The organism is Streptomyces sp. NPDC003327 (genome assembly GCF_053589515.1).
In genome coordinates, this window is the sequence record NZ_JBSFSA010000028.1 from 49,288 (window position 1) to 72,756 (window position 23,469).

19 protein-coding genes and 1 pseudogene are annotated in these 23,469 nt (G+C 73.4%); 16 read left to right on the forward strand and 4 right to left on the reverse strand.

Translation table 11 applies throughout. From position 1 onward, the window contains the following. Positions 1-37: 37 nt before the first annotated feature. Positions 38-1,792 (reverse strand): dolichyl-phosphate-mannose--protein mannosyltransferase, encoded by a 1,755-nt coding sequence (locus ACWDVG_RS21035; protein ID WP_451700823.1) that lies wholly within the window; start codon positions 1,790-1,792, stop codon positions 38-40. Positions 1,793-1,844: 52 nt separating this feature from the next. Here ACWDVG_RS21035 and rsmI point away from each other — a divergent pair, with 52 nt between their 5' ends. From rsmI to ACWDVG_RS21070, 7 genes are all read left to right on the forward strand, one after another. Continuing rightward, positions 1,845-2,723: a 16S rRNA (cytidine(1402)-2'-O)-methyltransferase gene (gene rsmI / locus ACWDVG_RS21040; RefSeq protein WP_451700824.1), complete on the forward strand. Its 879-nt coding sequence runs from the start codon at positions 1,845-1,847 to the stop codon at positions 2,721-2,723. 207 nt (positions 2,724-2,930) lie between these two features. Next, entirely contained in the window at positions 2,931-3,347 is a 417-nt protein-coding gene (locus ACWDVG_RS21045; protein WP_451700825.1) for a hypothetical protein, read from the forward strand. A 39-nt stretch (positions 3,348-3,386) separates the two neighbouring features. Continuing rightward, positions 3,387-4,256, forward strand: a complete 870-nt coding sequence (locus ACWDVG_RS21050; protein WP_451700826.1) for a TatD family hydrolase — start codon at positions 3,387-3,389, stop codon at positions 4,254-4,256. A gap of 72 nt (positions 4,257-4,328) precedes the next feature. Then, the gene (locus tag ACWDVG_RS21055; RefSeq protein WP_451700827.1) at positions 4,329-5,660 is read left to right on the forward strand and encodes a ubiquitin-like domain-containing protein; all 1,332 of its coding nucleotides are present in this window, start codon (positions 4,329-4,331) and stop codon (positions 5,658-5,660) included. Next, on the forward strand, positions 5,657-6,529 hold the full coding sequence (gene rsmA, locus ACWDVG_RS21060; protein ID WP_451700828.1) for a 16S rRNA (adenine(1518)-N(6)/adenine(1519)-N(6))-dimethyltransferase RsmA: 873 nt from the start codon (positions 5,657-5,659) through the stop codon (positions 6,527-6,529). The genes ACWDVG_RS21055 and rsmA overlap by 4 nt, the downstream gene beginning before the upstream one ends. Further along, positions 6,526-7,440 carry a 4-(cytidine 5'-diphospho)-2-C-methyl-D-erythritol kinase gene (locus tag ACWDVG_RS21065; RefSeq protein ID WP_451700829.1) on the forward strand — a complete coding sequence of 305 codons (915 nt, stop codon included), beginning with the start codon at positions 6,526-6,528 and terminating at the stop codon, positions 7,438-7,440. The genes rsmA and ACWDVG_RS21065 overlap by 4 nt, the downstream gene beginning before the upstream one ends. A 228-nt stretch (positions 7,441-7,668) precedes the next feature. Next, positions 7,669-8,970, forward strand: a complete 1,302-nt coding sequence (locus ACWDVG_RS21070) for an acyltransferase family protein (protein WP_451700831.1) — start codon at positions 7,669-7,671, stop codon at positions 8,968-8,970. A 37-nt stretch (positions 8,971-9,007) separates the two neighbouring features. Here the strand turns inward: ACWDVG_RS21070 and ACWDVG_RS21075 are convergent. Further along, positions 9,008-9,199, reverse strand: a pseudogene (locus tag ACWDVG_RS21075) (Uma2 family endonuclease); the annotation flags it as partial. A gap of 124 nt (positions 9,200-9,323) precedes the next feature. On the opposite strand from ACWDVG_RS21075, the gene ACWDVG_RS21080 reads away from it, so the two are divergent. The 8 genes from ACWDVG_RS21080 (at position 9,324) to ACWDVG_RS21115 (ending at position 20,167) form a co-directional block, all read left to right on the forward strand. After that, entirely contained in the window at positions 9,324-11,132 is a 1,809-nt protein-coding gene (locus ACWDVG_RS21080) for an ABC-F family ATP-binding cassette domain-containing protein (RefSeq protein ID WP_451700832.1), read from the forward strand. Between the two features lie 112 nt (positions 11,133-11,244). Continuing rightward, positions 11,245-13,026 carry an outer membrane protein assembly factor BamB family protein gene (locus ACWDVG_RS21085; protein ID WP_451700833.1) on the forward strand — a complete coding sequence of 594 codons (1,782 nt, stop codon included), beginning with the start codon at positions 11,245-11,247 and terminating at the stop codon, positions 13,024-13,026. Positions 13,027-13,039: 13 nt separating this feature from the next. Further along, entirely contained in the window at positions 13,040-14,908 is a 1,869-nt protein-coding gene (locus tag ACWDVG_RS21090) for an outer membrane protein assembly factor BamB family protein (protein ID WP_451700834.1), read from the forward strand. 148 nt (positions 14,909-15,056) lie between these two features. Then, positions 15,057-15,761 (forward strand): helix-turn-helix transcriptional regulator, encoded by a 705-nt coding sequence (locus ACWDVG_RS21095; RefSeq protein WP_451700836.1) that lies wholly within the window; start codon positions 15,057-15,059, stop codon positions 15,759-15,761. Positions 15,762-15,936: 175 nt separating this feature from the next. Further along, positions 15,937-16,983, forward strand: coding sequence for a galactose-1-phosphate uridylyltransferase (galT, locus tag ACWDVG_RS21100; protein WP_451700837.1), 1,047 nt, complete (start codon positions 15,937-15,939; stop codon positions 16,981-16,983). Then, positions 16,980-17,978, forward strand: coding sequence for a UDP-glucose 4-epimerase GalE (galE, locus tag ACWDVG_RS21105; RefSeq protein WP_451700838.1), 999 nt, complete (start codon positions 16,980-16,982; stop codon positions 17,976-17,978). Before galT ends, galE begins: the two co-directional genes overlap by 4 nt. After that, positions 17,975-19,114: a galactokinase gene (gene galK / locus ACWDVG_RS21110; RefSeq protein ID WP_451700839.1), complete on the forward strand. Its 1,140-nt coding sequence runs from the start codon at positions 17,975-17,977 to the stop codon at positions 19,112-19,114. The genes galE and galK overlap by 4 nt, the downstream gene beginning before the upstream one ends. Positions 19,115-19,339: 225 nt before the next feature. Beyond that, entirely contained in the window at positions 19,340-20,167 is an 828-nt protein-coding gene (locus ACWDVG_RS21115; RefSeq protein ID WP_451700840.1) for a LuxR C-terminal-related transcriptional regulator, read from the forward strand. Here ACWDVG_RS21115 and ACWDVG_RS21120 read toward each other — a convergent pair. Further along, positions 20,126-20,623: a MarR family winged helix-turn-helix transcriptional regulator gene (locus tag ACWDVG_RS21120; protein ID WP_451700841.1), complete on the reverse strand. Its 498-nt coding sequence runs from the start codon at positions 20,621-20,623 to the stop codon at positions 20,126-20,128. The genes ACWDVG_RS21115 and ACWDVG_RS21120 overlap by 42 nt on opposite strands. Positions 20,624-20,784: 161 nt before the next feature. Between ACWDVG_RS21120 and ACWDVG_RS21125 the strand changes: the two genes are divergently transcribed. Continuing rightward, positions 20,785-21,621: a trans-aconitate 2-methyltransferase gene (locus ACWDVG_RS21125; protein WP_451700842.1), complete on the forward strand. Its 837-nt coding sequence runs from the start codon at positions 20,785-20,787 to the stop codon at positions 21,619-21,621. A 59-nt stretch (positions 21,622-21,680) separates the two neighbouring features. Here ACWDVG_RS21125 and ACWDVG_RS21130 read toward each other — a convergent pair whose 3' ends face one another. Next, a complete protein-coding gene (locus ACWDVG_RS21130) occupies positions 21,681-23,327 on the reverse strand; it encodes an FG-GAP repeat domain-containing protein (RefSeq protein WP_451700843.1) in 1,647 nt (548 codons plus the stop codon). Positions 23,328-23,469: the final 142 nt, after the last annotated feature.

The window sequence follows — 23,469 nt, forward strand, 5'->3', positions numbered from 1 at the left end:
TGCGTGTGTCGAGCAACAATCGTCACTCCCGTCCCGGTCACACCCAGGTGTCGAGCCACATCCGAGCGCGCCACTGGTCGATCGGGATCGGGGTCGCCGTGTAGATCGGCCAGAAGTAGATGAAGTTCCAGACGATCAGCAGGACGATCACGCCCGCCGTCACCGCGCCGATCGTGCGGCGGCGTTCCGAGGAGCCCCGCGGGCCGATGACCGCGCCGAGCGTCATGGCGACGGCCAGGCACAGGTAGGGGACGAAGACGACCGCGTAGAAGAGGAAGATCGTGCGCTCCTGGTAGTGGAGCCAGGGCAGCCAGCCGGTGGCGACGGCGCAGGCGATCGCTCCCGCGCGCCAGTCCCGGCGGAAGGCCCAGCGCCACAGGACGTACAGGAGGGCGAAGCAGGCGGCCCACCACAGGAGCGGGGTGCCGAGGGCGAGGATCTCCTGGGCGCACTTCTCCCGGGCGGTGGCCGGGCAGCCGTTCACGCCGGGCGCCGGGGACTCGTAGAAGTACGAGACGGGGCGGCCGAGGACGATCCAGGACCAGGGGTTCGACTCGTACGTGTGCGGCGAGGTGAGCTTCACGTGGAAGTCCCACACGGCGTACTCGTAGTGCCACAGGCTCCGCAGCCACTCGGGCAGCCAGCTCCACGTGCCGCCGCCGGTCAGCTTGTCCTGCTCGGCCGCCCAGTTGCGGAAGTAGCCCTTGTCGGAGGCGAGCCAGCCCGACCAGGTGGCCAGGTAGGTGGCGAGCGCGACCGGCACGGTCGACACGAACGCCGGGACGACGTCCCGCTTGAACGCGGCGACGTACGGGCGGACGGCGCCCGCCGTGCGCCGGGCGCCGACGTCCCACAGCACCGTCATCAGACCGAAGGCGGCCAGGAACATCAGACCGTTCCACTTGGTGGCCGCCGCCAGGCCCAGCATCACGCCCGCGGCAAGCCGCCACGGCCGCCACCCCAGACGCAGCGCGTCCGCGATCTCGCCGTCCGGCCGCAGCACGCCCTCCTCGTCCTCGGGGAGCGCCGCCGCGAGCCGCGCCCGCGCCCGGTCGCGGTCGACGACGAGGCAGCCGAAGGCGGCCAGCACGAAGAACATCAGCACCTGGTCGAGGAGCGCGGTGCGGCTCATCACGAAGTGCAGGCCGTCGACGGCGAGCAGCAGGCCCGCCAGGCAGCCGAGGAACGTGGAACGGAAGAGCCGCCGTCCGATCCGGCAGAGCATCAGGACGGAGAGCGTGCCGAGCAGCGCCACCATGAAGCGCCAGCCGAACGGCTCGAAGCCGAAGAGCTTCTCGCCGACGCCGATCACCCATTTGCCCATCGGCGGGTGGACGACGTACCCCGGGTCGGTCGGGATGGGCACCGACCCCGGGTCGCTCAGGATCGTCTTGTCGACGTCCTTGGGCCAGGCGCCCTCGTACCCGTTGTTGATGAGGGCCCAGGCGTCCTTCGCGTAGTACGTCTCGTCGAATATCACCGCGTGCGGCTTGCCGAGGTTCCAGAACCGCAGCAGGCCCGCGACCGCCGCGACCAGCAGCGGGCCGCCCCAGCCGGCCAGCCGCCACAGCCGGTCGGCTGCGCCGGGACCGATGCCGAGCAGCGGCCACAGGCGTTCCGACGGCCGCGCGTACGGCGGCACGAGCCGGTCGCGCAGGCCGATCGTGAGGCTGCCGGTCGCGGGGGGCCGGTAGCCGAAGCGCCGCAGTCTGTGCTGCCACGAAGAGGGCTCTGCCACGGTCGGTGCCATGGGGTGCTGGCCCTCCAGGGCCTCGGGTGCGGTACTGGTCACCGCGCCATCGTAGGGAACGCGCCTGTGCGCGTCGCCTGTCCGGGCTGGGAGGATGACCCGTGTGACAGGAACGCTGGTACTCGCAGGGACCCCCATCGGTGACATCGCGGACGCCCCGCCGCGGCTCGCCGCCGAGCTGGAGAACGCGGACATCGTGGCCGCCGAGGACACCCGGCGGCTGCGCGGGCTGACCCGGGCGCTCGGCGTCCACACCAAGGGGAGGGTCGTCTCCTACTTCGAGGGCAACGAGTCCGCTCGTACGCCGGAGCTGGTCGAGGCCCTCGTCGGCGGCGCCCGGGTGCTGCTCGTGACGGACGCGGGCATGCCGTCCGTGTCGGACCCTGGCTACCGGCTCGTGGCCGCCGCCGTCGAGCAGGACGTCAAGGTGACAGCCGTCCCCGGCCCGTCCGCCGTGCTCACCGCGCTCGCGCTCTCCGGCCTGCCCGTGGACCGCTTCTGCTTCGAGGGCTTCTTGCCCAGGAAGGCGGGGGAGCGCCTCGGCCGGCTCCGCGAGGTCGCGGACGAGCGGCGGACCCTCGTCTACTTCGAGGCCCCGCACCGGCTCGACGACACCCTCGCCGCGATGGCGGAGGTCTTCGGCGCCGAGCGCAGGGCCGCCGTCTGCCGCGAGCTGACCAAGACGTACGAGGAGGTCAGGCGCGGCCCCCTCGCCGAACTCGCGGCCTGGGCGGCCGAGGGCGTACGCGGCGAGATCACGGTCGTCGTCGAGGGCGCCCCGGAGGCCGGCCCGCAGGAGCTGGACGCCGAGGAGCTGGTGCGCAGGGTGCGGGTGCGGGAGGAGGCGGGCGAGCGGCGCAAGGAGGCCATCGCGGCCGTCGCGGCCGAGGCGGGCCTGCCCAAGCGGGAGGTGTTCGACGCCGTCGTCGCGGCGAAGAACGCGGACGCGGCGGGGGGCGGGGGAGGCCGGTAGGCCCTCAACCCTCCCGGGCCCGGGAAAGGTCGTCCCGGGCCCGGGAAAGGGTAAAGGGCTAATCTGAAAGGCAAAGCCGAAACCGGCGCCGGGACCCTTTCCTCGGGTACTTGGCAAGGGAAGAGCCAAAAGCCTTCCATGGTTCGCCCCCCGCTGATGCGCTCCGGCCCGAAAAGGCGTCCACTGGACCAGTGGAGAGGAGCTGGAATGAGCGAGATCACCGGCACCGGCATATCCGTCGCCCATGAGGCGTACGCCTTCGCCTGCATGCGCTGTGGATACGGCTGGGAGCAGGCGTACGACATCGAGCACCACGTCGACGCCGCCGGCCAGGAATTCGTCGTCTACAAGGCCGAGGGGGAGCGGGTCCCCTCGCCGCTGTCCCGTCCCACCTGCATGAACTGCGGCGGCCACGTCGTCCGCATCATGCGCGCGGGTCAGGTGTCGTCGGTCATCGACCTGATCGCCGCGACCGAGAAGCACCACCCGGGGGCGAGGGCGACGAAGCCCGTCTCACCCGCCGGACCGATCGGCCAGGAACTCACCGAGGACGACGCCGGGACGCCCCCGGTGCCGCACCACTGGCACCTCTCGGACCTCCTGCACCCCTTCCGGCGCAGGTAGGCCCCGCCTCGCACTCATGGCCCTCGTACGATCGGGGCCATGAGTGCCAAGGACGCCCCGCCGCCGCTGCCCGAACCCCTCCTCGTCGAGGTCGCGGACTCCCACACCCACCTCGACATGCAGGCGGGCACGGTCGAGGAGGCCCTCACCAAGGCCGCCGCCGTCGGCGTGACGACCGTCGTGCAGGTCGGCTGCGACGTGAAGGGCTCCCAGTGGGCGGCCGAGACCGCCGCCGCGCACGCGAACGTGCACGCGGCCGTCGCCCTCCACCCCAACGAGGCCCCGCGGATCGTCCTCGGCGACCCCGACGGCTGGTCGCGCCAGGGCGCGCGCGAGGCGGGCGGCGACGCGGCGCTCGACGACGCGCTCGCCGAGATCGACCGGCTCGCCGCCCTCCCGCACGTCCTCGGCGTCGGCGAGACCGGCCTCGACTTCTTCCGCACCGGCCCGGAGGGCATGGCGGCGCAGGAGCGTTCCTTCCGCGCCCACATCGAGATCGCCAAGCGCCACGGCAAGGCCCTCGTCATCCACGACCGGGAGGCCCACGCCGACGTCCTGCGCGTCCTCGACGAGGAGGGCGCCCCCGAGCGGACGGTCTTCCACTGCTACTCCGGCGACGCCGACATGGCCCGGATCTGCGCCGCCAAGGGCTACTACATGTCCTTCGCGGGCAACGTCACCTTCAAGAACGCCCAGCCGCTGCGGGACGCGCTCGCCGTCGCCCCGCTCGACCGCGTCCTCGTCGAGACGGACGCCCCGTTCCTGACCCCTGCGCCGTTCCGGGGCCGCCCCAACGCCCCGTACCTGATCCCCGTCACCGTCCGGGCGATGGCGCAGGTCCGCGGCATCGGGGAGAACGAACTGGCCGAGGCGATCGCCGTGAACACGGCCCGCGCCTTCGATTACTGATCCATAACGGTTACGTCTCGTAGTCGCGTCGCGCCGCTGGGTGACCGGGGCCGGGGCTAGGGTCCCGGCCTCGTGAGCACTTCGCAGGGCAGTCACCGCGCGGGCAGGCGGGCGGCGACCCTCCCCGTCCACGAGCAGCCGACCCAGGCGGCGCTCGTCGTCCCGCCCTTCGCGCCCGCCGGCGGAGCCCCCGCCGGTCCGTCCGCCGACACCGCCGCCGCCGGTGGCGCCGCCGTCCCGGGCCAGGGCTCCCGCGCCGCCGCCCGCCGGGCCTCCCGCGCCCACCGCCGCAAACCGTCCACCGGCGGCGGCGCCGAAGGGCTCCGGCGGCTCGTCCCGCAGGCCCTCGTCGTCGCCTTCCTCGCCGGCGGCACCAGCGCCTTCGTCGCCGACGACAAGGCCGTGCGGCTCTCCGTCGACGGCGTGCCCCGCACCCTCCACACCTTCGCCGACGACGTCGACGAACTCCTCGCCGACGAGGGGCTCACCGTCGGCGCGCACGACATCGTCGCCCCCGCCCCCGGCGAGGCCCTCACCAGCGGCGACGAGATCGTCGTCCGGTACGGCCGCCCCGTCGCCCTCACCCTCGACGGCCACCACCGCCAGGTGTGGACCACCGCGCGGACCGTCGAGGCGGCCCTGCGCCAGCTCGGCGTCCGCGCCGAGGGCGCCCACCTCTCCGTCTCGCGGTCGGCCGCCATCTCCCGGCACGGCCTCGCCCTCGACGTCCGCACCGAGCGGGCCGTCACCTTCCTCGCCGACGGCCGCGAGCGGACCGTCCGCACCAACGCGGCGACCGTCCACGAGGCCCTCGCCGAGGCCGGGATCACCCTCTCCGGCGAGGACACCACCTCCGTGCCCGCCGACGCCTTCCCGCGCGACGGCCAGACGATCACCGTGCTCCGCATCACCGGCTCCCGCCAGATCCGCGACGAGGCCGTCCCGTACGCCGTCGAGCGCGTCCGCGACCCCGCGCTCTTCGCCGGCACCGAGGTCGTCGAACGGCAGGGCGTCCAGGGCGTCCGCCGCGTCACGTACAGCGTGCGGACCGTCAACGGCGTCCGCGAACGGCCCCGCAGGACCGGCGAGGAGATCGTCCGCGCCCCCGTCAACCGCACCGTCCGCGTCGGCACCCGCCCCCTGCCCACCTCCGTCGCCGGAGCCGACGGCCTCGACTGGGGCGCGCTGGCCGCCTGCGAGTCCGGCGGCCGCCCGGACGCCGTCGACCCCTCCGGCACCTACGGCGGCCTCTACCAGTTCGACCCCGGCACCTGGCGCTCCCTCGGCGGCACCGGAGTCGCCCAGGACGCGCCCGCCGCCGAGCAGACCTACCGGGCGAAGAAGCTCTACGTGCAGCGGGGGGCGAGTCCCTGGCCCCACTGCGGCCGTAGGCTGTACCGGTGAGCACCACCACCGGCCCCGAAAGCCCCGACGCCCTCCTCGGCCCCGCCGACATCCGTGAGCTGGCCGCCGCCCTCGGCGTGCGCCCCACGAAGCAGAAGGGCCAGAACTTCGTCATCGACGCCAACACGGTCCGGCGCATCGTCCGCACGGCCGAGGTGCGCCCCGACGACGTGGTCGTGGAGGTGGGGCCCGGACTCGGCTCCCTCACCCTGGCCCTCCTGGAGGTCGCCGACCGGGTGACCGCCGTCGAGATCGACGACGTCCTCGCCGCGGCCCTGCCCGCCACCATCGCGGCCCGCCTCCCGGAGAAGAAGGACCGCTTCGCGCTCGTGCACTCCGACGCGATGCACGTCCAGGAGCTGCCGGGCCCGCCGCCCACCGCGCTCGTCGCCAACCTGCCGTACAACGTCGCCGTGCCCGTGCTGCTGCACATGCTGGACCGCTTCCCGACCATCGAGCGGACCCTCGTCATGGTCCAGGCCGAGGTCGCCGACCGGCTCGCCGCGAAGCCCGGCAACAAGGTGTACGGCGTGCCGTCGGTGAAGGCGAACTGGTACGCGGAGGTCAAGCGGGCCGGTTCCATCGGCCGCAACGTCTTCTGGCCGGCCCCCAACGTCGACTCGGGCCTCGTCTCCCTGGTCCGCCGCGGCGAGCCGCTCGCCACCACCGCCGCCAAGGAGGACGTGTTCGCGGTCGTCGACGCGGCCTTCGCCCAGCGCCGCAAGACCCTGCGGGCCGCCCTCGCCGGCTGGGCGGGCTCGCCCGCGGCGGCGGAGGAGGCGCTCGTACGGGCCGGCATCTCGCCGCAGGCCCGCGGCGAGGCGCTGACCGTCGAGGAGTTCGCCCGGATCGCGGAGGCGAAGGCGTGACGGCCCCCGCCGGCGGTGTCACGGTCCGCGTCCCCGCCAAGGTCAACGTCCAGCTCGCCGTCGGCGCGGCCCGCCCCGACGGCTTCCACGACCTCGCCAACGTCTTCCTCGCCGTCTCCCTGTACGACGAGGTCACCGCCACCCGCGCGGAGACGCTGACCGTCACCTGCGAGGGACCCGACGCCGACAAGGTGCCGCTCGACCGCACCAACCTCGCCGCGCGGGCCGCCGAGGTCCTCGCCGCCCGGCACGGCATCGCGCCGGACGTCCACCTCCACATCGCCAAGGACATCCCCGTCGCCGGCGGCATGGCCGGCGGCAGTGCGGACGGGGCGGGCGCGCTCCTCGCCTGCGACGCGCTCTGGGGCCTGCACACCCCGCGCGAGGAACTCCTGGAGATCTGCGCCGAGCTGGGCTCCGACGTGCCGTTCAGCCTCGTCGGCGGGGCCGCGCTCGGGACCGGGCGCGGCGAGAGGCTGACCGCGCTGCCCGTCGGCGGCACCTTCCACTGGGTGTTCGCCGTCGCGGACGGCGGGCTCTCCACCCCGACGGTCTTCGGGGAGTTCGACCGGCTCACCGAGGGCACGGACGTGCCGGAGCCGGCCGCGTCCCCGGCCCTCCTGGAGGCCCTGCGCACCGGCGACACCACCGCCCTCGCGGGCGCCCTCGCCAACGACCTCCAGGCGGCGGCGCTCTCCCTGCGGCCGTCGCTGGCCGCGACGCTGGCGGCCGGGACGGAGGCGGGGGCGCTGGGGGCGCTGGTGTCGGGGTCGGGGCCGACGACGGCGTTCCTGGTGAAGGACGCGGAGGCTGCGCGGGCGGTGGCCGCCGCGCTCCTGTCCTCCGGCACCTGCCGCACGGCCCGCCCGACGACGTCCCCGTCCCCGGGCGCGACGATCCTGACGCCCTAACGCCGCGCACCCCCATCGCGGGTTGCGCTCGCCCCCGGTGCGGGCTGCGCCCTGGGCCCCCGTGCGGGCCGCGCCCTGGGACCCCCGTTGTGGGCATGCGTTCCGCCGGGGCGGGACGGGTGGGCACACGGGGGTGGGCACCGTCGCACCGGGCAGGGGGCCGTACTCACTCAACAGGTGAGTATGCGCGCTCTGTTGGCGGACGCGCGGGCGCGGGAGCGTGGGCGCATGGGACTCAGCGTTCGGGAACTCGCCGCCGCCACACCGGCCACCCGCGACCGGTACGTCGATCTGCTCCGGGTCGCCTCGCTCGCCGTCGTGGTGCTCGGGCACTGGCTGATGGCGGCGGTCGGCGCCGACGGGCAGGTCGGGAACCTGCTCGCCGTCGTGCCGGCGCTCCAGCCCGCCACCTGGGCGCTCCAGGTCATGCCGGTCTTCTTCTTCGTGGGCGGCTTCTCGCACGCCCTCGCGCACCGCTCGCGGCCGGCGTACGCCGTCTTCCTGCGGGCCCGGCTGCGGCGCCTGCTGCGGCCGACGATGGTCTTCGTCGCGGTGTGGGGCGCCGTCGCGCTCGTCGTCCAGCTGGCGGGGGCGGACGGCGGTCTGGCCGGGGTCGCGCTGCGGCTCGTCACCCAGCCGCTCTGGTTCATCGGGATCTACCTGGCGATGGTCGCCTTCACCCCGCCGTTGCTACGGCTCCACGAGCGGTACGGCTGGGGCGCGTTCGCCGGGCTCGTCGGCGCGGCCGTCCTCGTCGACGTCCTGCGGTTCGCGGCGGACGTCCCCTTCGTCGCCTTCCTCAACTTCGCCTTCGTCTGGCTCGCGGTCCACCAGCTCGGCTTCCTGCGCGCCGACGGCATGATCCGCCGCCCGGCCCTGCTCGCCGGCGCGGGCCTCCTCGGCGCGGCCGCGCTCGTCGCCCTCGGGCCGTACCCGCTGTCGATGGTGGGGATGCCGGGCGAGAAGGTCTCCAACATGGCTCCACCGACGCTGGCCCTGCTCTGCCACGGCCTGTGGCTCGTCGGGGCGGTCGAGCTGCTGAAGGGGCCCGGGGGCCGTCTGGTGGCCCGCGCCGGGGTGTGGCGGGCGGTGGTCGCCGCCAACGGGATCGCGATGACCGCGTTCCTCTGGCACCTGACGGCGATGCTCGCGGTGTACGGGGCGATGCTCGGGCTCGGCCGCGCGCTGCCGGCTCCGGCCTCGGGCGCCTGGTGGGCGCAGCTCCCGCTGCGCGTGGCCGCGGCCGCCGCGCTGACGGCGCTGCTCGTGGCCGTCTTCCGCCGCTTCGAGGCTCCGGGCGCGATACGCCGGGAGGGGGGATCGGGACCGCTGGCCGCCCTGGGCATCGCGCTCGCGCTCTTCGGCGTCCTCGGCCTGTCGATGACGGGCTTCGGCGGGCTCCTGGAGGGCCACGCCGCGACGCTGGTCGCCGTCCCGGTGACGGCCCCGGTGGCGGTGGGGCTGGCTCTGGCGGGGTGGCTGCTGGTGGACCGGCCCGCGGACCGGCCTACATCTCGTCGATCGCGGTGAGGTCGATGTCGATGGAGAAGGGGACGGCGAGCTTCAGCCGGTTGTGGAAACGGCGCTGCGGACTCACGAGAACCAGGCTCCCGTCGATCAACTCGGTGTGCGGCGGGAGGCCGGGCAGGGTGTCCAGGTCGTCCACCGTCCAGCCCTCGCGAGGCGGCACCGGCCATGCGGTCGCCGACCTCTTCGCGGTCGGCCTGGTCGTCTGCTCGGCGGTCGTGGCTCCTCCCATGTGCGGGATTCTTCGGCCCGCTGTCCACGGCAGCGGCAGAAAGTCGATCACGTCATCACAAAGAGTGACCGGCCACCTCACGGTCTACCCTGGACGTCGATCGATCACCCCGTCAGGAGTCAACGTGGCCGTCAACCTCGTCAATGTCGAGAACGTCAGCAAGGTGTACGGCACCCGTGCCCTGCTCGACGGGGTCTCGCTCGGCGTCTCCGAGGGGGACCGCATCGGTGTCGTCGGCCGCAACGGCGACGGCAAGACCACCCTCGTCCGGATGCTGGCCAAGCTGGAGGACGCCGACACCGGGCGCGTCACGCACAGTGGCGGGCTGCGGCTCGGGGTGCTCACGCAGCACGACTCGCTCGACCCGGAGGCGACCATCCGGCACGAGGTGATCGGCGTGATGGCCGACCACGAGTGGGCCGGCAGCGCCAAGATCCGCGACGTGCTCACCGGGCTCTTCGGCGGGCTGGACCTGCCCGGGTTCGAGAAGGGGCTCGACACGGTCATCGGGCCGCTCTCCGGCGGCGAGCGGCGGCGCATCGCGCTCGCCAAGCTGCTCATCGAGGACCAGGACCTGATCGTCCTCGACGAGCCCACCAACCACCTCGACGTCGAGGGCATCGCCTGGCTCGCCCGGCACCTCCAGACCCGCCGCTCGGCGCTCGTCTGCGTCACCCACGACCGCTGGTTCCTCGACCAGGTCTGCACCCGCATGTGGGACGTGCAGCGCGGTGCCGTCTTCGAGTACGAGGGCGGCTACTCCGACTACGTGTTCGCGCGGGCCGAGCGGGAGCGGATCGCCGCGACGGAGGAGGTCAAGCGGCAGAACCTGGTCCGCAAGGAGCTGGCCTGGCTGCGGCGCGGCGCCCCGGCCCGTACGTCCAAGCCCCGCTTCCGCGTCGAGGCGGCCAACGCGCTCATCGAGGACGTGCCGCCGCCGCGCGACACGAGCGAGCTGATGAAGTTCGCCAACGCCCGGCTCGGCAAGACGGTCTTCGACCTGGAGGACGTGACCGTCACCGCCGGACCCAAGACGCTCCTGGAGCACCTCACCTGGCAGCTGGGCCCCGGTGACCGCGTCGGCCTCGTCGGCGTCAACGGCGCGGGCAAGACCTCACTCCTCCGGGCGCTCGCGGAGGCGGCCGTCTCGCAGGGCGAGAAGCAGCCGCCGCGCGGCCGGATCGTCGTCGGCAAGACCGTCCGGCTCGCCTACCTGTCGCAGGACGTCACCGAACTCCCGGGCACCCTCCGGGTCCTGGAAGCCGTGCAGCAGATCCGCGACCGCGTCGACCTCGGCAAGGGACGGGAGATGACGGCCGGGCAGCTGTGCGAGCAGTTCGGCTTCGGCAAGGAGAAGCAGTGGACGCCGGTCGGCGACCTCTCCGGCGGTGAGCGCCGCAGGCTCCAGCTGCTGCGGCTCCTGATGGACGAGCCCAACGTCCTCTTCCTCGACGAGCCCACCAACGACCTGGACATCGAGACGCTGACCCAGCTGGAGGACCTCCTCGACGGCTGGCCGGGGTCGATGGTCGTCATCTCCCACGACCGGTTCTTCCTGGAGCGGACCACGGACCGCACGTTCGCGCTCCTCGGCGACCGGGCGCTGCGGATGCTGCCGCGCGGCATCGACGAGTACCTGGAGCGACGGCAGAGGATGATCGAGGCCGCGGCTCCTGCCCCGGCCGCTGCGGCGCCCGCGCAGCAGAAGCCGGGCGTGTCCGCCGCCGACGCCCGCGCCGCCAAGAAGGAGCTGCAGAAGGTCGAGCGGCAGCTCGACAAGGTCTCCGAGAAGGAGGCGAAGCTGCACGCGCTGATCGCCGAGAACGCCACCGATTTCGAGAAGGTGGCGAAGCTCGACGCGGAGCTCCGGGAACTCGCGGGTGAACGCGAGGAACTGGAGATGCGCTGGCTCGAACTCGCCGAGGACGCATAACGAGGGCATCACGGGCCGGTCCTCCCTTGGGTACAAGGGGCGGACCGGTCACTTTTGCGCCATTGCGTGAGTGGTAGAAAGACAACCCGCTCACGTCTAGGGGGAAACGCTGATGACCCAGCCGCCCAGCAACCAGCCGCCGGGGGGCTTCGGAGCTCCCCAGGACCCGAACCAGGGCACCCCGGCCCCGGGTGTTCCGCCCGTCCCGCCGCCCATGCCGGGCCAGCCGCCGCAGATGCCGCCGGTCCCGCCGCAGCAGCCCCAGCAGCCGGGGCCGTACGGCTACCCGCAGCAGGCCCCCGGCCCGTACGGGCAGCCCCAGCAGCCCGGCCCGTACGGCTACCCGCAGCAGGGCCAGCCGCAGCCCGGCCCCTACGGCGGCTACCCGACGCAGCCCGCGTACCCGGGCGCGCCCACCCCGCCGCCCCCGCCCGGCGGTGGCGGCCCCTTCAAGGGCCGGACCGGGCTCGTCGCGGCGATCGCCGCCGGCGCCGTCCTCGTCGCCGCGGTGACCACCTGGGCCGTCGTCGGCGGGGACGACGAGAAGGACCCGGTCGCCCAGCCGCCGACCGCCACCGGTCCGGCCACCCCGACGCCGAAGCCGACCGAGTCGGTCGACCAGGGCGACGGCAGCGGCGACGGCGACGCCGGCAACGGCGAGGAGGACCTCAACGCCGGCCGCAAGCCCGGCGAGGCGAAGGTCAACTGGCTGGTCAAGAACGACGTCGACCTGCCCCGCAACGGCGCCGACGCCTACGGCCCCTGGATCGTCGGCGACACCGTCGTCAAGGCGATGTACAAGGGCGTCGACGGCTACAACCTCAGCGACGGCAAGCTCAAGTGGCACGTCGACCTGCCGTTCGAGCTGTGCGCCACGCCCGCCGAGCCGTCCGCGAACGGCGTCATGGTCTTCGCCCACGAGGAGAGCGCCGACGACGGCGCCAAGTGCACCGGGCTCCAGCAGATCGACCTGAAGACCGGCAAGGCGGGCTGGAAGGGCGTCATCCCGAAGGGCAAGGGCCTCTTCTCCTTCTCCGACAACACCCTCGCCATCAGCGGCAACACCCTCACCGCGGCCGGCTCCAGCACCGCCTTCGGCTTCTCCCTCGCCACCGGGAAGCAGATCTTCTCCGGCCCCGCGAGCGGCTGCAAGCCCTTCGCGTACGCGGGCGGGAGCAAGCTGATCGGCGCCTACGACTGCCCCTCGGGCGACGTGGAGAAGAAGGTCCAGGCCGTCAGCGAGGTCGACCCGAACACCGGCAAGGCCAAGTGGAGCTTCAAGCTGGAGCCCAACTGGGAGGTCGACAAGGTGTACTCGGTGGACCCGCTGGTGGTCTCCGCGACCCAGCGCGAGCAGAAGAAGTGGACCGTCTTCGCGCTCAACGCCAACGGCACGCTGCGCTCCCAGATCCAGGGCGGCAACGACAAGTTCGCCCCCCGCTGCGGCGGCGGTCTGATCATCTTCGGCAAGAACCTCCAGGGCTGCACGGGCGTCGCCGCCGACGCCCACACCTTCTACATGGCGACCGAGACCGACTACGGCAAGCCCAACGAGGTCGTCGCCTTCGACCTGCGGACCGGCAAGGCCAAGTGGCGCTCCAAGGCCCCCGGCGAGCAGAGCATGACGCCGCTGCGCATGGAGGGCTCCCAGGTGCTCGTGTACGTGGAGCCGGCGTTCGACGCGGGCGGCGCCGTCGCGACGCTCGCCCCGACCGGCGGCGCGCCGAAGATCCTGCAGCAGCACCCCGCCTCGACGTCCTCCATCGAAAGCAACTTCTACGACGGCGGCTACGCCTACGGCAGCGGCACCTTCGTGGTCGCCAGCGGCCGCGTCTCCGCGGCGAACGACGAGGAAGAGAAGCAGGTCAAGACGATGATGGCGTTCAGCAAGTGAGGTACTCGGACCGATGACCCAGCCACCCCCTCCGCCGAGCCAGCCGCCGAACCAGCCGCCGAGCCAGCCGCCGAGCCAGCCGCCGGGCCAGCCGAACCCGCCGCAGGGCGGCTTCGGCGCCCCGACGCCCCCCCAGCAGCAGCCGGAGCCCGGTTACGGCTACCCGCAGCACGCGCCCGCGCCGGAGCCCGGTTACGGCTACCCCCAGCAGGCGCCGCCGCCGGACCCCCACTACGGCTACCCGCAGCAGCCCCCGCAGGCCCCGCAGCAGCCGTACGGCTACCCGGCCGCGCCCCCGCAGCACCAGCAGCCGGTCCCGCCGCCGTACGGCTACCCCACCCAGCCCCAGCAGGGGTACGGCTACCAGCAGCCGCCCGTCCCGGCGCCCGCCCCCGCGCCCGGCGGCCGGAAGCTGTCCGCACAGCTCCAGATCGTCATCGCGGCCGCCGTGGCCGTCGTCCTGATCGTCGGCGGCGGCATCTGGTACGCCAACTCCGGGAGCGGCGACGACAAGGGCCCGGACGCCAAGGGCACCACCGGCTCCACGCAGGGCTCCGGCGGCAACGGCGGCGGCTCCCAGGGCCTCGGCGGCGGCGGCAAGGAGAAGGCCCCGGCGAACGTCCAGTCCAAGGTCGGCTTCCAGATCGCCGAGCCGAAGGTCCCGGACCTCACGGACGTCGCCGGTTCCTGGATCACCGACACGGCGTACGTGAAGACGGGCGTCAACTCGATCGTCGGCTACGACCTCGACAAGGGCACGCCCCTGTGGACCCTGCCGCTGACCGGTCAGGTCTGCGGCGCCTCGCGCCACATGACGGCCGACTACAAGGTGCCGATCCTCTTCGAGGCCACCAAGCGGGTCCCGCCGCGCTACTACCAGAACTGCACCCAGGTCGGCATGGTCGACCTGAAGACCGGCAAGCTGCTCTGGTCGTCCTCCGTCACCGGCGGCACCGCCGGTGACGAGAAGGCGCGGTTCAGCGAGGTCACGCTGCACGGCCAGACCGTGGCCGCGGGCGGCTCCGACGGCGGCGCCGCCTTCGACGCCGCCAACGGCAACCCGCGCTGGAAGCCGCAGGCCAACGAGGAGGAGTGCTACGACCTCGGCTACGGCGGCGGCGCCGGACTCGTCGCCGTCCGCAAGTGCGGCAACTACCCGTCCCAGTCGGTGGTGATCCAGGGCCTCAACCCCACCTCGGGCGCGCCGCTCTGGCAGTACAAGATGCCGACCGGCGTGAAGTGGGCGTCGATCGTCTCCACCAAGCCGCTGGTCGTCGCCGCCGACGTCGGCGACAGCGCCGGTGACGGCAGCGGCATCTCGGACTTCTTCTCCATCGACGAGAAGACCGGGAAGCTGAAGGCGAAGATCACGGCGGACGCCGACCGGTACGCGGCCCGCTGCCGCTCCACCGAGGTCGAGTCCTGCTCGCAGGCGCTCGTCGGCAACGGCCGGCTGTACGTGCCGACCGAGGAACACGAGGGCAGCAGCGGCGAGTTCGGCGACGAGACCAACGAGATCGTCGCCTTCGACCTGGCCACCGGCCGGATCGTCCCCGAGAAGGCCGACGCGGGCGACTCGTACACGCTGATCCCGCTCCGCATGGACGGCGGCAACATCATCGCCTACAAGGCCCCGCCGTACGACAAGGGCGGCCGGATCGTCTCCGTCGACGGCGGCACCATGAAGGAGACGCTGCTGATGGAGAACCCCTCGGACGACGCGTCCAGGGACGCCGAGACGAGCTTCAGCGTCAACGGCGGTGAGTTCCTCTACGGCGACGGCCGGTTCTTCATCTCGCAGACGTACGTGAGCAAGGCCCGGGTGTCCGACTCCCCGTCGGCGAAGAAGTTCCTGGTCGTCTCCTACAGCACCAAGGGCTGACGCCCGCGCCGCAGCCGCGCACGAGGGCCCCTCCGGTTCGTCCGGAGGGGCCCTCGCGCGGTTGGGCGCCCGGTCGGCGGGGGAGCGTGTAGCTTGCCGGGTCAGGCGTGCCGGGGAGCGGCGGGCCCGGAGGATGGGGGAAGACCGGATGGGCGTGCGCCTCGTCGTGGTGGACGATCACCGCCTGCTCGCGGAGGCGCTCGCCTCGGCGCTGAAGCTGCGCGGGCACCGGGTGCTCGCGGCCGCGGCGCCGGTGGCGGGCGCCGCGGAGCTGGTGGTGGGCCGGGCGCCGGAGGTGTGCCTGCTGGGGACGGCGGCGCCGGCCGAACCGGGCGCCTTCGACCCGGTCGTACGGATCAAGCGGGAACGGCCGCAGGTGGCCGTGGTGGTGCTGGGGCCGGTGCCGTCGCCGCTGGGGATCGCGGCGGCGTTCGCGGCCGGCGCCTCCGGGTACGTGCGGCACGACGAGCGCATCGAGGGCGTCGAGCGGGCCCTGATGAAGGCGCGGGCGGGGGAGGCGGCGGTGGCGCCGCAGCTGCTCCAGGGTGCCTTCGCGGAGCTGCTGAACCCGTCGGTGCGGCAGGACGACGAGGGGCAGCGGCTGCTGCGGCTGCTGACGCAGCGGGAGGTGGAGGTCCTCGTCCGGGTCGCGGAGGGGGAGGACACCCGGCTGATCGCGGCGGGGATGGGCATCGCGCCGAGCACGGCCAGGACGCACGTGCAGCGGGTCCTGATGAAGCTGGGCGTCGGTTCGCGGCTGGAGGCGGCGGCGCTCGCGGCGCGGACGGGGTTGCTCGACCGGGTGGTGCCGGGGCAGCGGGCGGTGCAGGGGCGGCGCGGGGCGCTGCCGTAGCGCTTCGTGGCGCCTCCGGAGCGCTCCCGCGGCGGGCGCCGGGGCCCCGGTGGGACCTCCCTGGGAATGATCGCTTCCGGCTCCGTGCGGCGGGGCCGGGCTCCGCCGTTGACGAGGGTGTTTGAATGTGATTCCTTGTGGGTGGTTCTGTTTGATCCTGCCGGAGGGCGCCCCCGTGAAGAAGACCGTCACCACGCTCGCCGACGGGCGCGAGTTGATCTACTACGACTCCCGCGACGACGTCGTCCGCACCGCCGTCGACCCGCGCCCCCTCGCGCCCGTCGTCTCCCGCTCCGAGATCCGCGTCGACGAGCTCACCGGCGACGCCGTCGCCATCGCCTCCCACCGGCAGGCCCGCACCTACCACCCGCCGGCCGACCTCTGCCCCCTCTGCCCCTCCACCGGCGGCCGCGAGAGCGAGATCCCCGAGGAGAGCTACGAGGTCGCGGTCTTCGAGAACCGCTTCCCCTCCCTCTCCGGGGGCGTCGGCCGCTGCGAGGTCGTCTGCTTCACCGACGACCACACCGCCTCCTTCGCCGACCTCGACGAGGAGCGCGCCCGGCTCGTCCTCGACGCCTGGACCGACCGCACCGCCGAACTCTCCGCCCTCCCCGGCGTCGAGCAGGTCTACTGCTTCGAGAACCGGGGCCGCGAGATCGGCGTCACGCTGCCCCACGCCCACGGCCAGATCTACGCCTTCCCGTACGTCACGCCCCGCACCGCCCAGACCCGGCGCAGGATCGACGAGCACCGGCGGGCGACCGGCCGGAACCTCTTCGACGACGTCGTCGCCCGCGAGCGCGCCGACGGCGAGCGGGTGGTCCTGGAGACGGACCACTGGATCGCCTTCGTGCCGTACGCCGCCCACTGGCCGTACGAGGTCCACCTCCACCCCAAGCGGCGCGTCCCCGACCTGCTCGGCCTCGACGAGGACGAGCGCACAGAGTGCGCACAGGTCCTCCTGGAACTCTTGAGGCGCTTCGACCGGATCTTCGGTCCCGACGAGCCGCCGACGCCCTACATCGCCGCCTGGCACCAGGCGCCGTTCACGGACGCGAGGCGCGAGGACTTCGGGCTCCACCTGGAGCTCTTCACCGTCCGACGGGCGTCCGGCAAGCTGAAGTTCCTCGCGGGCACCGAGTCCGGCATGGGCGCGTTCATGAACGACGTACGGCCGGAGGACGCGGCCCGACGACTCCGAGAGGTGGCGAGCAACACGTGAGCACGGACGTGAAGAAGTACCTGGTGACGGGCGGCGCGGGATACGTGGGCAGCGTCGTCGCCGCCCACCTCCTGGAGCGCGGCCACCGCGTCACCGTCCTCGACGACCTCTCCACCGGCTTCGCCGAGGCCGTCCCGCCGGGCGCCGAGTTCGTCCGGGGCCGCGTCCAGGACGCCGCCCGGTGGCTGGACGGCTCCTTCGACGGCGTGCTGCACTTCGCCGCCTTCTCCCAGGTCGGCGAGTCCGTCGCCAAGCCGGAGAAGTACTGGGAGAACAACGTCGGCGGCACCATGGCCCTGCTCGCCGCCATGCGCGCCGCCGGGGTCCGCCGCCTGGTCTTCTCCTCCACGGCCGCCACCTACGGCGAGCCGGAGACGGTGCCGATCACCGAGTCCGCGCCGACCGCGCCCACCAGCCCGTACGGCGCGAGCAAGCTCGCCGTCGACCACATGATCGGCGGCGAGTGCGCGGCGCACGGCCTGGCCGCCGTCAGCCTGCGCTACTTCAACGTCGCCGGGGCGTACGGGGAGACCGGCGAGCGGCACGAGCCCGAGTCGCACCTGATCCCGCTGGTCCTCCAGGTCGCCCAGGGCCGCCGCGAGGCGATCTCCGTCTACGGCGAGGACTACCCCACGCCCGACGGCACCTGCGTCCGCGACTACATCCACGTCGCCGACCTCGCCGAGGCCCACCTCCTGGCCCTCGACGCCATGACGGCGAAGACCGTCCCCCCGGGCGAGCACCTCGTCTGCAACCTCGGCAACGGCAGCGGCTTCTCCGTCCGCGAGGTCGTGGAGACCGTACGGAAGGTCACCGGCCACCCGGTCCCCGAGATCGCCGCCGCGCGCCGCCCCGGCGACCCGGCCGTCCTGGTCGCCTCCGCCCGGACCGCCCACGAGCGGCTCGGCTGGCGGCCGGCCCGGCCCGACCTGGCTGACATCGTCGCCGACGCCTGGGCCTTCGCACGCCGCACCGAAGGGGAGGGACGCGCATGAGCGTCGCAGCCGGCTTCGAGGCCCTGTACGGGGCCGCGCCCGACGGGGTCTGGGCGGCCCCCGGGCGGGTCAACCTCATCGGCGAGTACACCGACTTCAACGACGGCTTCGTGCTGCCGCTCGCCCTGCCGCACACCACCGTCGCGGCCGTCGCCCGCCGCGACGACGGCGTCCTGCGCCTGCACTCTGCCGACGTCGACGGCGGGGTCGTCCAGCTGGACGTGGCCGCCCTCGAGCCGCTCTCGGGCGGTGGCTGGGCCGCCTACCCGGCGGGCGTGGTGTGGGCGCTGCGGGAGGCCGGGCACCCGGTGACGGGCGCCGACGTGCATGTCTCCTCGACCGTGCCGACCGGCGCGGGCCTGTCGTCCTCCGCCGCCCTGGAAGTCGTCACCGCCCTCGCCCTGAACGACCTGTTCGGCCTGGGGCTCACCCGGCCCGAACTCGCCCTCGTCGCGCAGCGCGCCGAGAACGCCTTCGTCGGCGTGCCCTGCGGGGTCATGGACCAGATGGCGTCCGCCTGCGCGCGGGAGGGCCACGCGCTCCACCTGGACACCCGGGACCTGTCGTCCCGCCAGGTGCCCTTCGACCTGGCCCGCGAGGGGCTGACGCTGCTCGTCGTCGACACCCGCGTGAAGCACGCGCTCGGGGACGGCGCGTACGCGGAGCGGCGCGCCGGTTGCGAAGCGGGTGCGCGGGCGCTCGGCGTGCGCACCCTGCGCGAGGTGAGCGCCGCACATCTGCCGGAAGCGCTCGGACGTCTGAGCGACGAGACGATTCTGCGGTACGTGCGGCACGTGGTTTCGGACAACGAGCGGGTGGCCCGGGCGATCGCCCTCCTCGACGCCGGCGAGACCCGGGCGGTCGGCCCCGTGCTGACCGAAGGCCACGCCTCGCTCCGGGACGACCTGCGGGTCTCCTGCCCGGAGCTGGACCTCGTCGTCGAGACGGCGAACGCGGCCGGGGCGCTCGGCGCCCGGATGACGGGCGGCGGCTTCGGCGGCTCGGCGGTCGTCCTCGTCGACACGGACCGGGCAGAAGCGGTCGCGGCCGCCGTCGGCAAGGCCTTCGCCGACGCCGGGTACACGGCGCCGGGAGTGTTCCCGGCCGTCCCCTCGGCGGGCGCCCGCCGCCTCTGAGTCCGGCAGGACCGCACGACTTCGGACAGTTCCGCCAATCGGCCCCCACCGGGGCGCCCCGCCCCTACTCTGTGGGCAGCACCGGTGGGGGCCGGTGCTGTTCAGGGGTCGAGACCGTCGGGTACGGCGCCGGGAGCGGGGTATGCAGTCAGGGCACGGCGGCGGCCGTGCGCCCGACGGACCCGTCCCCCGGCGCCGTACCCGCGCCGGTCCGTTCCTCGTCGCATGGGGGTCTTTGTGGCACGTATCCGCGTCCTGGTGGTGGACGATCACCGCATCTTCGCCGAGTCGCTCGCGGCGGCCCTCGCCGCCGAGCCCGACGTCGACGTGGCCGCCGCCGGCAGCGGTCCCGCGGCCCTGCGCTGCCTCGACCGGGGGGTCGCGGAGGGCCGCCGCTTCGACGTGCTGCTCGTCGACGCCGACCTCGGCGCGGTGCCCGCGGGCGCGGGCGCCCCGGCGGCCGGTCCGGCGGCGCGGGCGGTGCCGGACGAGGGCGAGGGCGCGGTCGACGGGATCACGCTCGTCGCGGGGGTGCGGCGGGTCCAGCCCGCTGTCCGCACGGTCGTCCTCGCCGAGAAGGACGACGCGCGGCGGGCGGCGCTGGCGCTCCAGGCGGGGGCGTCGGGCTGGGTGGCGAAGGACTGCTCGCTCCAGCGGCTCCTGGCGGTCGTCAGGGGCGTGCTGCGGGACGAGACGCACCTGCCGCCCGCGCTGCTCACGGGGGTGCTGCGGGAGCTGACGGAGGCCCGGCGGCACCGGACGGAGGGCGAGCGGCTGGTGGAGTCGCTGACCCCGCGCGAGCGGGAGGTGCTGCGGTGCATGGTCGCGGGCCTGGGGCGCAAGGCGGTGGCCGAGCGGCTCTTCCTGTCGCCGCACACCGTCCGTACGCACATGCAGAACGTGCTGGGGAAGCTGGGCGTGCACTCCACGCTGGCGGCGGTGGCGCTGGCGCGGCGGGCGGGGGTGGGCCCGGCCCCGCTGGACCGGGTGCCGCTGCCCCGGGATGTGCCGCTATCCCGGGACGTTGTCGAACGGGGCGGTCAGCCGGCGTAGCAGGGTCGCCAGCTCGGCGCGCTGGGTGCGGGAGAGCTGGGCGAGGATGGCGCGCTCCTGGGCGAGGAGCCCGGCGAGGGCCTCGTCGGCGCGGTCGCGGCCCTCGGGGGTGAGCCGGACGAGGACGCCGCGCCGGTCGCTGGGGTCGGGGAGCCGCTCGACGAGGCCCTTCTTGGTGAGCCGGTCGATGCGGTTGGTCATGGTGCCCGAGGTGACCAGGGTCTGGGTGAGGAGCTGGCCGGGGGAGAGCTGGTACGGGGCTCCGGCGCGGCGCAGCGAGGTGAGGACGTCGAACTCCCAGGGCTCCAGCTGGTGCTCGGAGAAGGCGAGCCGACGGGCGCGGTCGAGGTGGCGGGCGAGCCGTGAGACGCGGCTGAGCACCTCGAGCGGTTCCACGTCGAGGTCGGGGCGCTCGCGGCGCCATGCAGCGACCAGTCGGTCGACCTCGTCCTCCATGTGATCAGTGTAGAGGGTCTGTTGACATAAAGTCTCTTGAGTTTGAGTCTCTTGACCTCAAGTATCTTGACATCAAGAAATATTCTGCTGGACCATGGGGAAGGCACCGGGCCGGAACTCCGTTCCGCTTCGGCAACTCGTTCCAGCAAGGGGCTTCGAACATGCATTCCGTGGAATCCTCCGCCGCACCAACCTGGGATCCGCAGCAGTACCTCCGCCACTCCAGCCACCGCACCCGCCCGTTCCTCGACCTCCTCGCCCGAATACCCCGCCTCCCCCACCAGGACCGGCCCGCCCGCATCGCCGACCTCGGCTGCGGCCCCGGCAACGTCACCGCCCTCCTCGCCGACCGCTGGCCCGACGCCCACATCACGGGCTTCGACCTCTCGCCCGACATGCTGGAACGGGCCGAGAAGGACTGGGCCGGCACCACCCGCGGCGGCGGCTGGCTCGACTTCCGGCGGGCCGACGCCGCCCACTGGACCCCCGACGAGCCCTACGACCTCATCGTCTCCAACGCGGCACTCCAGTGGGTCCCCAACCACCCGGAGTCCTTCCCCGCCTGGATCGACGGCCTGCGCCCCGGCGGCGTCCTCGCCTTCCAGGTCCCCGGCAACTTCACCGCCCCCAGCCACGCGCTCCTCGGCGAACTCTGCGAGACCCCCGAGTGGCGGGCCCGCCTCGGCGACCACGGCCGCCGCTTCGTCCACATCCTCGACACCGCCGAGTACCTGACCCGCCTCACCGACCTCGGCTGCGAGACCGACACCTGGGAAACCCGCTACTGCCAGCTCCTCCAGGGCGAGGACCCGGTCCTCGACTGGGTCATGGGCACCGCCCTGCGCCCCGTCCTCACGACCCTCGACGGCGACCAGGAGGCCGTGGACGCGTTCCTCGCCCAGTACCGCGCCCGCCTCCGCGAGGCCTATCCGCCGGGCCCGCACGGCACGGTGTTCCCCTTCCGCCGCATCTTCGCCGTCGCCCGCAAACGCCCCTGAACACCACGGCGCCCCGCACCGGAACCTTCCCGGTGCGGGGCGCCGTGCGGGGCGTGACGTCACGACATGACGTTGTAGATCCCGTAGCCGTAGCCGATCTTGGCCCGGGGGGCGAACTTGCCCGGAGAGGTGTTCAGGTAGCGGTAGAGGTCGCCGCCCGAGGTCACACCCAGCAGGTCGCTCTTGCCGTCGCCGTTCACGTCACCCGGGGCGATCATCTTCGGGTACGCCTGCCAGCCGCTGCCGACCTTCACCCGCGCCTTGAACGGCGTCGCGGCCACGCCCGTGCCCGCGTACAGGTACAGGTCACCGCCCGACGTGCGGGCCACCAGGTCCGCGCGCCCGTCGCCGGTGTAGTCGCCCGCGCCCAGGAGCCGGTCGTAGCCTCCCCAGCCGCTGCCGACCTTGACCCGGGTGGCCAGCGCCGTGCCCGCGCCGTTGCCGCGGTACAGGTACAGGACGCCGGACCGGTCACGGGCCAGCAGGTCGCCCTTGCCGTCGCCGCTCAGGTCGCCCGGACCGACGAGCGCGTTGTAGATGCCCCAGCCGGAACCGATGTAGTTGTTCTCGATGTACAGGCCGCCCTCGTAGATCTGGGCGAGATCGGAGGAGGCGTCCGGGTCCATCGACGACACGTGCGCGTAGGTGGCACCGGCGAAGTCCCCCGTCTCACTGATCTGCTCGCGGGCACCCAGCTTGCCGGTGGTGGTGTTGCCGTACCAGAACAGCGTGCCGGCCCTGTCCCGGGCGATCACGCCTTCCTTGCCGGTCTGCGGGATGTTGCCCGCGTTGCCGAACTGCGCCACGTTGGCCCAGCCGCCGATGTCGCTGGCCTGCCGCCGCGCCGTCAGCGTCGTGTTGCCGTTGGCGTCGTAGAACCACAGCGTCCCGGCGTTGTCACGGGCGATCAGCTCGCCGTCGCCGTCACCGTCGTTGTCGCCCGCGGTGATGATCGTGTTGTAGATGTGCCAGCCGGTGCCGATCTTGGCCCGCGTGGCGAACGGCGTCACCGTGCTGCCCGTGCCCGCGTAGAACCACAGCGTGCCCGCCGTGTCGCGGGCGACCAGGTCGGCCCGGCCGTCACCGTTGTTGTCGCCGATGCCGACGAGCTGGTCGTACATGTTCCAGCCGCCGCCGATCTGCTTGCGGCCGGCGAACGGCGAGGAGGTGTTGCCGGTGGCCGCGTAGAACCACAGCACACCGTTGGTGTCGCGGGCGACCACGTCGACCCGACCGTCACCGTTGACGTCACCGGGCGCGACGATCTTGTTGTAGATCTGCCAGCCGCCGCCGTGCCACTGCTCGTACGGCGAACCGGACACCGACGCGTCGGCGTACAGGGTCAGCGTGCCGTTCTCCGAGAGCACCAGCACCTCGGGCGCGCTCGCGCCACCCTGGTTGCCGATCGGGACGATGTCCTTGGCGACCTCGCTGCGGTACAGCTCGAAGCTGTCACCGGTCGTGGACGTGACCGTGTAGGTGTTGCGGTCGAGGCTGCGGTAGACGAAGTCGTCGATCCCGTCGCCGTCGAAGTCCGACAGCGGCAGGACCGAGCCCGCCGTGGCGGCGGCGGCGCCCGCGCGGGCGCCCTCCGCCGTGCCCTTCGTGATCGTCAGCTTCGGAAGCGAGGAGGCGGACCCCGTCGGCTTCTCGGCGACGGGGCGCGGCGCCGGCCCCTCGGCCGACGCGGGAGAGGCCAGCAGCATGCCGGCGGAGAGAGCGAGCGCGGTGCACGCGGAAACGCGGCGCGCACGCAGGGAGCGCGTGAAGAACAAGAGATCCCCCCCAGGGATCAGAGGCTCAAAGGAAGCAGCCGGGGGGCTCGCGCAGCGTCGGACGGCATCAGCG

Coding starts and splice junctions, on each gene's coding strand:
- ACWDVG_RS21120 (WP_451700841.1), bottom strand. CDS start 20,623: ATGGAGGACGAGGTCGACCGACTGGTCGCTGCATGGCGCCGCGAGCGC.
- galK (WP_451700839.1), top strand. CDS start 17,975: ATGAGCGTCGCAGCCGGCTTCGAGGCCCTGTACGGGGCCGCGCCCGAC.
- ACWDVG_RS21090 (WP_451700834.1), top strand. CDS start 13,040: ATGACCCAGCCACCCCCTCCGCCGAGCCAGCCGCCGAACCAGCCGCCG.
- ACWDVG_RS21125 (WP_451700842.1), top strand. CDS start 20,785: ATGCATTCCGTGGAATCCTCCGCCGCACCAACCTGGGATCCGCAGCAG.
- ACWDVG_RS21085 (WP_451700833.1), top strand. CDS start 11,245: ATGACCCAGCCGCCCAGCAACCAGCCGCCGGGGGGCTTCGGAGCTCCC.
- ACWDVG_RS21045 (WP_451700825.1), top strand. CDS start 2,931: ATGAGCGAGATCACCGGCACCGGCATATCCGTCGCCCATGAGGCGTAC.
- ACWDVG_RS21070 (WP_451700831.1), top strand. CDS start 7,669: ATGGGACTCAGCGTTCGGGAACTCGCCGCCGCCACACCGGCCACCCGC.
- rsmI (WP_451700824.1), top strand. CDS start 1,845: ATGACCCGTGTGACAGGAACGCTGGTACTCGCAGGGACCCCCATCGGT.
- ACWDVG_RS21115 (WP_451700840.1), top strand. CDS start 19,340: ATGGGGGTCTTTGTGGCACGTATCCGCGTCCTGGTGGTGGACGATCAC.
- ACWDVG_RS21095 (WP_451700836.1), top strand. CDS start 15,057: ATGGGCGTGCGCCTCGTCGTGGTGGACGATCACCGCCTGCTCGCGGAG.
- ACWDVG_RS21130 (WP_451700843.1), bottom strand. CDS start 23,327: ATGCTGCTGGCCTCTCCCGCGTCGGCCGAGGGGCCGGCGCCGCGCCCC.
- ACWDVG_RS21050 (WP_451700826.1), top strand. CDS start 3,387: ATGAGTGCCAAGGACGCCCCGCCGCCGCTGCCCGAACCCCTCCTCGTC.